1 pseudogene is annotated in these 213 nt (G+C 41.3%); it reads left to right on the top strand.

Annotated elements, in window-relative coordinates:
* Window positions 1-161, top strand: a pseudogene (locus AVJ20_RS18230) (IS6 family transposase); the annotation flags it as partial.
* Between the last annotated feature and the right edge of the window lie 52 nt (window positions 162-213).

Here is a 213-nt window from a genome sequence, read left to right as displayed (position 1 = left end):
TCATCAGGGCCACATTAGGATTCAAATCTATGAAGACGGCTTATGCCACAATTAAAGGTATTGAAGTCATGCGTGCACTACGTAAAGGACAAGCATCGTCATTTTATTATGGTCAGCCTCAGGGTGAAGTGTGTCTAATCAACAGGGTTTTCGGTCTCTAAGTACTTTTTAAAGGGAACATCATCGACTCAAATCTCTATTTGCAACAGTGCC

This window comes from Acinetobacter sp. CFCC 11171 (assembly GCF_003268405.1).
GTDB lineage: Bacteria > Pseudomonadota > Gammaproteobacteria > Pseudomonadales > Moraxellaceae > Acinetobacter > Acinetobacter amyesii.
The sequence above is the reverse complement of the archived record's forward strand: the minus strand, read 5'-3'. Positions and strand labels throughout refer to the sequence as shown.